8 protein-coding genes are annotated in these 8,525 nt (G+C 31.7%); all 8 read left to right on the forward strand.

The genetic code is table 11. The features are described 5' to 3' along the window. Nucleotides 1–7: 7 nt before the first annotated feature. On the forward strand, nt 8–2,410 hold the full coding sequence (gene mnhA2 / locus IDG45_RS12390) for a Na+/H+ antiporter Mnh2 subunit A (protein ID WP_000060766.1): 2,403 nt from the start codon (nt 8–10) through the stop codon (nt 2,408–2,410). Next, nucleotides 2,397–2,822, forward strand: coding sequence for a Na+/H+ antiporter Mnh2 subunit B (gene mnhB2, locus IDG45_RS12395; RefSeq protein WP_000661912.1), 426 nt, complete (start codon nt 2,397–2,399; stop codon nt 2,820–2,822). The genes mnhA2 and mnhB2 overlap by 14 nt, the downstream gene beginning before the upstream one ends. Further along, nucleotides 2,819–3,163, forward strand: coding sequence for a Na+/H+ antiporter Mnh2 subunit C (gene mnhC2 / locus IDG45_RS12400; RefSeq protein WP_001048985.1), 345 nt, complete (start codon nt 2,819–2,821; stop codon nt 3,161–3,163). The genes mnhB2 and mnhC2 overlap by 4 nt, the downstream gene beginning before the upstream one ends. Continuing rightward, nucleotides 3,153–4,649, forward strand: a complete 1,497-nt coding sequence (mnhD2, locus tag IDG45_RS12405; protein WP_206171640.1) for a Na+/H+ antiporter Mnh2 subunit D — start codon at nt 3,153–3,155, stop codon at nt 4,647–4,649. Before mnhC2 ends, mnhD2 begins: the two co-directional genes overlap by 11 nt. After that, nucleotides 4,650–5,132, forward strand: a complete 483-nt coding sequence (gene mnhE2 / locus IDG45_RS12410) for a Na+/H+ antiporter Mnh2 subunit E (protein WP_001071971.1) — start codon at nt 4,650–4,652, stop codon at nt 5,130–5,132. It abuts the gene before it with no gap. Continuing rightward, nucleotides 5,129–5,431 (forward strand): Na+/H+ antiporter Mnh2 subunit F, encoded by a 303-nt coding sequence (mnhF2, locus tag IDG45_RS12415; RefSeq protein ID WP_000616642.1) that lies wholly within the window; start codon nt 5,129–5,131, stop codon nt 5,429–5,431. The genes mnhE2 and mnhF2 overlap by 4 nt, the downstream gene beginning before the upstream one ends. Continuing rightward, nucleotides 5,406–5,843 (forward strand): Na+/H+ antiporter Mnh2 subunit G, encoded by a 438-nt coding sequence (gene mnhG2, locus IDG45_RS12420; RefSeq protein WP_000406615.1) that lies wholly within the window; start codon nt 5,406–5,408, stop codon nt 5,841–5,843. The genes mnhF2 and mnhG2 overlap by 26 nt, the downstream gene beginning before the upstream one ends. A gap of 338 nt (nt 5,844–6,181) precedes the next feature. Next, complete coding sequence (locus tag IDG45_RS12425) at nt 6,182–8,224, forward strand: cation:proton antiporter (RefSeq protein ID WP_000402172.1); 2,043 nt, start codon at nt 6,182–6,184, stop codon at nt 8,222–8,224. Nucleotides 8,225–8,525 lie beyond the last annotated feature (301 nt).

Below are 8,525 nucleotides of genomic sequence, written 5' to 3' on the forward strand. Positions count from 1 at the left end.
GCTAATAATGAGTTTGGTTTATTTATTAATTGCCATACTTGTGATTATGGCGATGATACTTCTAATGTCTAAACGTAGAGCATTGGCTAAATATGCCGGGTACATAGCATTGATTGCACCTGTAATTTCATCTATCTATTTTATGATTCAAATACCATCAGTAGCTAAACTGCAATATCTTTCTACCTCTATTCCATGGATTAAGACATTAGATATTAATTTAGATTTACGTTTAGATGGTTTAAGTTTAATGTTTTCTCTTATTATTTCACTTATTGGAATTGCAGTATTCTTCTATGCAACTCAATATTTATCCTCTCGAAAAGACAATTTACCAAGGTTTTATTTTTATTTAACGTTATTTATGTTCAGTATGATTGGTATTGTATTATCAGACAATACGATATTGATGTACATTTTTTGGGAATTAACGAGTGTATCATCATTTTTATTGATTTCATATTGGTATAACAATGGTGACAGTCAATTTGGTGCGATTCAATCATTTATGATTACAGTATTTGGTGGGTTGGCGTTATTAGTTGGTTTTATTATGCTGTATATCATGACAGGAACGAATAACATCACTGACATATTAGGACAAGCAGATCATATTAAGAATCATGGATTGTTTATGCCTATGATTTTTATGTTTTTATTAGGTGCATTTACAAAATCAGCACAATTTCCATTTCATATTTGGCTACCTAGAGCAATGGCTGCACCTACACCTGTAAGTGCTTATTTACATTCAGCCACGATGGTAAAAGCTGGTATCTTTTTATTACTTCGATTTACACCATTATTAGGTCTTAGCAATATGTACATATATATCGTCACGTTTGTTGGTTTAATTACAATGTTATTTGGTTCAATCACAGCTTTAAAACAATGGGATTTAAAGGGAATTCTAGCGTATTCAACAATCAGTCAACTAGGAATGATTATGGCAATGGTCGGTATCGGTGGTGGATATGCTCAACACCAACAAGACGCAATAGCATCTATTTATGTATTTGTGTTATTTGCAGCATTATTTCATCTAATGAATCATGCCATCTTTAAATGTGCACTTTTCATGGGAGTAGGTATTTTAGATCATGAAGCAGGTTCAAGGGATATACGAATTTTAAGTGGAATGCGTCAACTATTTCCTAAAATGAATCTAGTCATGACGATAGCGGCTCTATCTATGGCTGGAGTACCATTTTTAAATGGATTTTTAAGTAAAGAAATGTTTTTAGATGCATTAACACAAACTGGACAATTATCCCAATTTAGTTTGATTTCAATGATAGCTATCGTGTTTGTTGGTGTTATTGCGAGTGTTTTTACATTCACATATGCACTATACATGGTAAAAGAGGTATTTTGGACAAAATATGATTCTAAGGTTTTTACTAAAAAAAATATCCACGAACCATGGTTGTTTAGTTTACCATCTCTTATATTAATGGTGCTAGTACCTGTAATCTTTTTTGTACCAAATATATTTGGGAAGGGGATTATCGTTCCAGCATTAAGAGCTGTATCAGGTGGTAATCATCAAATTGATCAATTGGCACCACATGTTTCGCAATGGCATGGATTTAACATACCGCTTCTTTTAACCATCATCATTATTTTATTGGGTAGTGTACTAGCAATCAAAGTAGATTGGAAAAAAGTGTTCACAGGTAAAATCAGACAGATTTCAGTTTCAAAAAGCTATGAGATGGTATATCGACATTTTGAAAAGTTTGCTACGAAGCGATTTAAACGTGTTATGCAAGATCGTTTAAACCAATACATTATTATGACACTGGGCATATTTATGGTAATCATCGGATACGGTTATATTCGAATTGGACTTCCTAAAGTACATCAGTTACATGTTTCTGAATTTGGGGCATTAGAAATTATATTAGCAATCGTAACTGTCACAATTGGTATTTCTTTAATTTTTATACGTCAACGACTGACAATGGTAATTTTAAATGGAGTCATCGGTTTTGTTGTGACCTTATTCTTTATAGCAATGAAAGCCCCTGATTTAGCATTGACTCAGCTAGTAGTTGAAACAATAACGACGATACTATTTATTGTCAGTTTTTCAAGATTACCAAACGTGCCAAGATCTAACGCTAACAAAAAAAGAGAAATAATTAAAATTTCTGTATCACTCTTGATGGCACTTATTGTTGTATCATTAATTTTTATTACACAACAAACAGATGGTTTATCATCAATATCAGACTTCTATTTAAAAGCTGACAAACTAACAGGTGGTAAAAATATTGTAAATGCGATACTTGGTGACTTTAGAGCATTAGATACATTATTTGAAGGATTAGTGTTAATTATTACTGGGCTAGGTATTTACACATTATTAAATTATCAAGATCGGAGGGGACAAGATGAAAGAGAATGATGTCGTGTTAAGAACGGTCACGAAACTTGTTGTATTTATTTTATTGACTTTCGGATTCTATGTCTTCTTCGCAGGTCATAATAATCCTGGTGGTGGCTTTATTGGTGGTTTAATATTTAGTTCAGCGTTTATTTTAATGTTTCTGTCTTTTAATGTTGAAGAGGTTTTAGAAAGTTTACCGATTGATTTTAGAATTTTAATGATTATTGGAGCATTGGTATCATCTATTACTGCGATAATACCTATGTTTTTTGGAAAACCATTTTTGTCTCAATATGAAACAACTTGGATACTTCCAATTTTAGGGCAAATTCATGTAAGTACAATAACACTTTTTGAATTAGGTATTTTATTCTCAGTTGTTGGTGTTATTGTCACAGTGATGTTGTCGCTTAGTGGAGGTCGATCATGAATTTAATATTATTACTAGTTATAGGATTTTTAGTGTTTATAGGAACATATATGATTTTATCAATCAATTTAATTCGTATTGTAATCGGAATTTCAATATATACTCATGCCGGTAATCTCATTATCATGAGTATGGGAACGTATGGTTCTAGTAGATCAGAACCATTAATAACTGGTGGAAACCAATTGTTTGTTGATCCCTTGTTACAAGCTATTGTACTAACTGCAATAGTTATAGGGTTTGGGATGACTGCGTTTTTACTTGTACTTGTTTATAGAACTTATAAAGTAACAAAAGAAGATGAAATCGAAGGCCTAAGGGGGGAAGATGATGCTAAGTAACTTATTGATTTTACCAATGTTATTACCATTCCTTTGTGCCTTAATCCTTGTATTTTTAAAAAATAATGACCGTATTTCTAAATATTTATACTTAGGTACAATGACTATCACCACAATTATTTCATTAATGCTATTAATTTATGTTCAGCGTCACCGTCCAATTACGCTAGACTTTGGAGGATGGTCAGCGCCCTTTGGTATACAGTTTTTAGGAGATTCTTTAAGTTTAATTATGGTTACAACCGCTTCGTTTGTGATTACTTTAATTATGGCATACGGATTTGGGCGTGGCGAACATAAAGCAAATCGTTATCACTTGCCATCGTTCATATTATTTTTAAGCGTTGGCGTGATAGGCTCTTTTCTAACATCAGATTTATTTAATTTATACGTCATGTTTGAAATTATGTTACTAGCGTCATTTGTACTCATTACACTTGGACAATCTGTAGAACAATTACGTGCTGCAATTATTTATGTTGTCTTGAATATTATTGGTTCATGGCTATTCTTATTAGGTATAGGTTTACTTTATAAAACAGTAGGTACATTAAACTTTTCACATATTGCAATGCGTTTGAATGATATGGGAGATAATCGCACTGTAACAATGATTTCATTAATTTTCCTAGTCGCATTTAGTGCGAAAGCAGCGCTGGTCCTTTTTATGTGGCTACCGAAAGCCTACGCTGTGTTAAATACTGAACTTGCGGCATTATTTGCAGCGTTAATGACCAAAGTAGGGGCCTATGCATTAATTCGATTCTTTACTCTACTATTTGATCAACATAATGATCTCATACATCCATTGCTAGCAACTATGGCTGCTATAACTATGGTCATCGGCGCTATAGGTGTCATTGCTTATAAAGATATTAAAAAGATTGCAGCTTACCAAGTCATAATCTCAATAGGATTTATCATTTTAGGTTTAGGAACAAACACGTTTGCAGGTATTAATGGTGCAATATTTTATTTAGTAAATGATATTGTTGTAAAAACATTGCTATTCTTTATTATTGGTAGTTTAGTTTACATTACAGGCTATCGACAATATCAATATTTGAATGGCTTAGCTAAAAAAGAACCTTTATTTGGAGTTGCGTTTATTATAATGATTTTTGCTATTGGCTGCGTGCCCCCATTTAGTGGTTTTCCAGGAAAAGTACTTATTTTCCAAGGTGCATTACAAAATGGCAATTATATTGGACTAGCGTTAATGATTATTACTAGTCTAATTGCAATGTACAGTTTATTTAGGATACTTTTTTATATGTATTTTGGAGATAAAGATGGGGAGGAAGTTAATTTTAAGAAAATCCCACTATATCGAAAAAGAATTTTAAGTATTTTAGTAGTTGTGGTTATCGCAATCGGAATTGCTGCGCCTGTTGTGTTAAATGTTACAAGTGATGCAACTGAGTTGAACACGAGGGATCAATTATATCAAAAACTTGTAAATCCGCATTTGAAAGGAGAGGACTAAATGAATCAAATAGTTTTAAATATTATCATTGCATTCTTATGGGTATTATTTCAAGATGAAGATCATTTTAAATTCTCGACTTTCTTTTCTGGATATTTAATTGGTTTAATTGTCATTTATATATTACACAGGTTTTTCAGCGATGATTTTTATGTTAGAAAAATTTGGGTAGCTATTAAATTTTTAGGTGTTTATTTATATCAATTAATAACATCTAGCATTAGCACGATTAATTATATTCTTTTTAAAACAAAAGATATGAACCCTGGATTACTTTCATATGAAACAAGACTAACAAGTGACTGGGCAATAACATTTTTAACAATTTTAATTATTATAACTCCAGGGTCTACAGTAATACGAATTTCTCAAGACTCTAAAAAGTTTTTTATTCATAGTATCGACGTGTCAGAAAAAGAAAAAGATAGTTTGTTAAGAAGTATTAAGCATTATGAAGACTTAATATTGGAGGTGTCGCGATGATACAAACAATAACACATATTATGATTATTAGTTCACTCATTATTTTTGGAATTGCATTAATCATCTGTTTATTTAGATTAATCAAGGGACCTACAACAGCAGATCGTGTCGTTACATTTGATACAACAAGTGCTGTCGTAATGTCAATTGTGGGTGTGTTAAGTGTACTTATGGGCACCGTTTCTTTCTTAGATTCAATCATGCTCATTGCCATTATATCTTTTGTAAGTTCAGTTTCAATATCACGCTTTATTGGTGGGGGGCATGTGTTTAATGGAAATAACAAAAGAAATCTTTAGTCTTATTGCTGCTGTGATGTTGTTGTTAGGTAGTTTTATTGCTCTTATTAGTGCAATAGGTATCGTGAAATTCCAAGATGTTTTCTTAAGAAGTCATGCTGCAACAAAAAGTTCGACTTTATCCGTGTTATTAACTTTAATCGGTGTATTAATTTATTTTATTGTGAATACAGGATTTTTCAGTGTGCGTTTATTACTGTCACTTGTTTTTATTAATTTAACTTCACCCGTCGGCATGCACTTAGTCGCTCGCGCTGCTTATCGCAACGGCGCTTATATGTATCGAAAAAATGATGATCACACACATGCATCAATATTATTAAGTTCAAATGAACAAAACTCTACAGAAGCATTACAATTACGTGCTAAAAAACGAGAAGAGCATCGTAAGAAATGGTATCAAAACGATTGAAGTGTTGGCTAAATTGTTAAGCATAACAATGCTTTTGAAGATTTGCTTTCAAAATTAATCATTAAAAGAGTACTTTGAAATTGGCTAGTCGATTTTAAGGTGCTCATTTTTGTATTATAAGTTAATGTTGTTATGTGAAAGCAAGTTGTTTATTTATACAAACAATTAGTGATAAAATAAAATTAAATAATTGCAAATTTAAGTACTGCAATCGTAGACATATATCTATATTAAAGTGCTTTTGTGGTCTCTAACTCAATTTATCCTCTAAAGTATAATTACAACGAGATGTGATACTTAATTTTCAATTAAACAATACTTTTTAGAGAGGTGAAAGTTTGGAAATATTTGAAACAATTCTTATATTTATAGCTGTTGTGATACTAAGTTCGTTTGTCCATACTTTCATACCTAAAGTACCCCTAGCATTTATACAAATTTTCTTGGGCATGTTACTATTTATTACCCCAATCCCTGTTCAATTTAATTTTGATTCTGAATTGTTTATGGTAACAATGATTGCGCCTTTGTTATTTGTAGAAGGTGTTAATGTTTCTAGAGTCCATTTAAGGAAATATATTAAGCCAGTGATGATGATGGCATTAGGATTAGTCATTACTACTGTGATAGGTGTCGGTTTATTTATTCATTGGATTTGGCCAGATTTACCTATTGGAGCAGCATTTGCAATTGCTGCCATTCTTTGTCCTACTGATGCAGTAGCAGTGCAAGCAATCACTAAAGGAAAGGTCTTGCCAAAAGGAGCAATGACAATTCTTGAAGGTGAGTCATTATTGAATGATGCTGCTGGTATTATTTCATTTAAAATAGCTGTTGGAGTATTAGTTACAGGTGCTTTTTCACTTGTTGATGCTGTTCAGTTGTTTTTAATTGCATCAATTGGTGGCGCAGTGGTTGGTTTACTTATAGGTATGGCATTAGTAAGGTTCCGATTAACATTGATGCGTCGAGGATATGAAAACATTAATATGTTTACAATTATTCAATTGTTAACACCATTTGTTACATATTTAATTGCTGAATTGTTTCACGCATCAGGAATCATTGCAGCAGTAGTTGCAGGACTTGTACATGGTTTCGAACGTGACAGAATTATGCAAGTACGAACACAACTGCAAATGAGTTACAATCATACATGGAATATACTAGGTTATGTTTTAAATGGCTTTGTTTTTTCAATATTAGGATTTTTAGTACCTGAAGTTATTATTAAAATTATCAAAACAGAACCGCACAATTTAATCTTTTTAATAGGCATCACTATTGTTGTTGCTTTAGCTGTCTATCTATTTAGATTTGTTTGGGTTTATGTCTTATATCCTTATTTTTATTTAGCCATCAGTCCATTCCAAAAAATGATGACTAAAAATGATGATGATAATCCAACAACTGAGAAACCACCAAAGCGAAGTTTATACGCTTTAATTATGACGTTATGTGGTGTGCATGGAACAATTTCTTTAGCAATCGCATTAACGTTACCGTATTTTTTAGCAGGTCATCATGCTTTTACGTATAGAAACGACTTATTATTTATTGCATCTGGTATGGTTATTATTAGTTTGGTAGTTGCGCAAGTATTATTGCCATTATTAACGAAACCTGCACCTAAAACAGTAATTGGCAATATGTCGTTTAAAGTTGCTAGAATTTATATATTAGAACAAGTTATTGATTATCTAAATCAAAAATCTACTTTCGAAACAAGTTTTAAATATGGTAACGTGATTAAAGAATATCATGACAAATTAGCATTTTTAAAAACTGTAGAGAAAGATGATGAAAACTCTAAAGAATTAGAACGTCTACAAAAAATTGCTTTTAATGTAGAAACAAAAACATTAGAGTCTTTAGTAGATGAAGGACAAATAACGAATAGTGTACTTGAAAACTATATGCGTTATGCTGAAAGAACACAGGTATATAGACAAGCATCATTAATAAGAAGAATGATTGTATTATTACGAGGTGCTTTATTAAAACGAAGAGTACAAACGAGAGTGAACTCGGCATCTTCACTTAGTGTTACGGATAACTTAATGGAATTAAATAAAATTAATAAATTAGTCCATTATAATGTGGTTAGTCGTTTGTCTAAGGAAACAACAAAAGATAATACACTTGAAGTTGGAATGGTTTGTGACGGTTATTTAATGCGAATTGAAAACTTAACACCGTCTAATTTCTTCAACTCAGCAAGTGAAGATACGATTACTAAAATTAAATTAAATGCATTGAGAGAACAACGACGCATTTTACGTGAGTTGATTGATACAGATGAAGTATCAGAAGGTACAGCGTTAAAACTAAGAGAAGCCATCAATTATGATGAAATGGTTATTGTAGATAGTATGACGTAGTTCGTAATTATGCTAAAAGGGATTGATGAAAAACTGAATGGCTTTTCATCAATCCCTTTTATTTTAGGGGAATTGAATAGATAGTTTTAAACTATACGAATTATTAATATTTGAGATTTAATTGAAATAAGTTTTAAAAATTGGAGGAGATAGATTAATCGAAGTCATTTAAAGAGGTTCTTCATCTTTTATGGTGGGAAGGTAAAACTTCCTGCTTTTTTTAATACACAAAAAGCGCAATTGCCTCTATAATTTAAAGTGACCAAACCCAAACTAAAGGAGACAAGTGCGCCTATGTGTA

Origin of the sequence: Staphylococcus sp. EG-SA-10 (assembly GCF_017151945.1) — a bacterium.
Classification (GTDB): domain Bacteria; phylum Bacillota; class Bacilli; order Staphylococcales; family Staphylococcaceae; genus Staphylococcus; species Staphylococcus aureus.

Bases quoted from the DNA above. Each gene is read 5' to 3' on its own strand.
- mnhC2 (WP_001048985.1), top strand. From the start codon at position 2,819: ATGAATTTAATATTATTACTAGTTATAGGATTTTTAGTGTTTATAGGA.
- mnhF2 (WP_000616642.1), top strand. From the start codon at position 5,129: ATGATACAAACAATAACACATATTATGATTATTAGTTCACTCATTATT.
- mnhA2 (WP_000060766.1), top strand. From the start codon at position 8: ATGAGTTTGGTTTATTTATTAATTGCCATACTTGTGATTATGGCGATG.
- mnhB2 (WP_000661912.1), top strand. From the start codon at position 2,397: ATGAAAGAGAATGATGTCGTGTTAAGAACGGTCACGAAACTTGTTGTA.
- mnhD2 (WP_206171640.1), top strand. From the start codon at position 3,153: ATGCTAAGTAACTTATTGATTTTACCAATGTTATTACCATTCCTTTGT.
- mnhE2 (WP_001071971.1), top strand. From the start codon at position 4,650: ATGAATCAAATAGTTTTAAATATTATCATTGCATTCTTATGGGTATTA.
- mnhG2 (WP_000406615.1), top strand. From the start codon at position 5,406: ATGGAAATAACAAAAGAAATCTTTAGTCTTATTGCTGCTGTGATGTTG.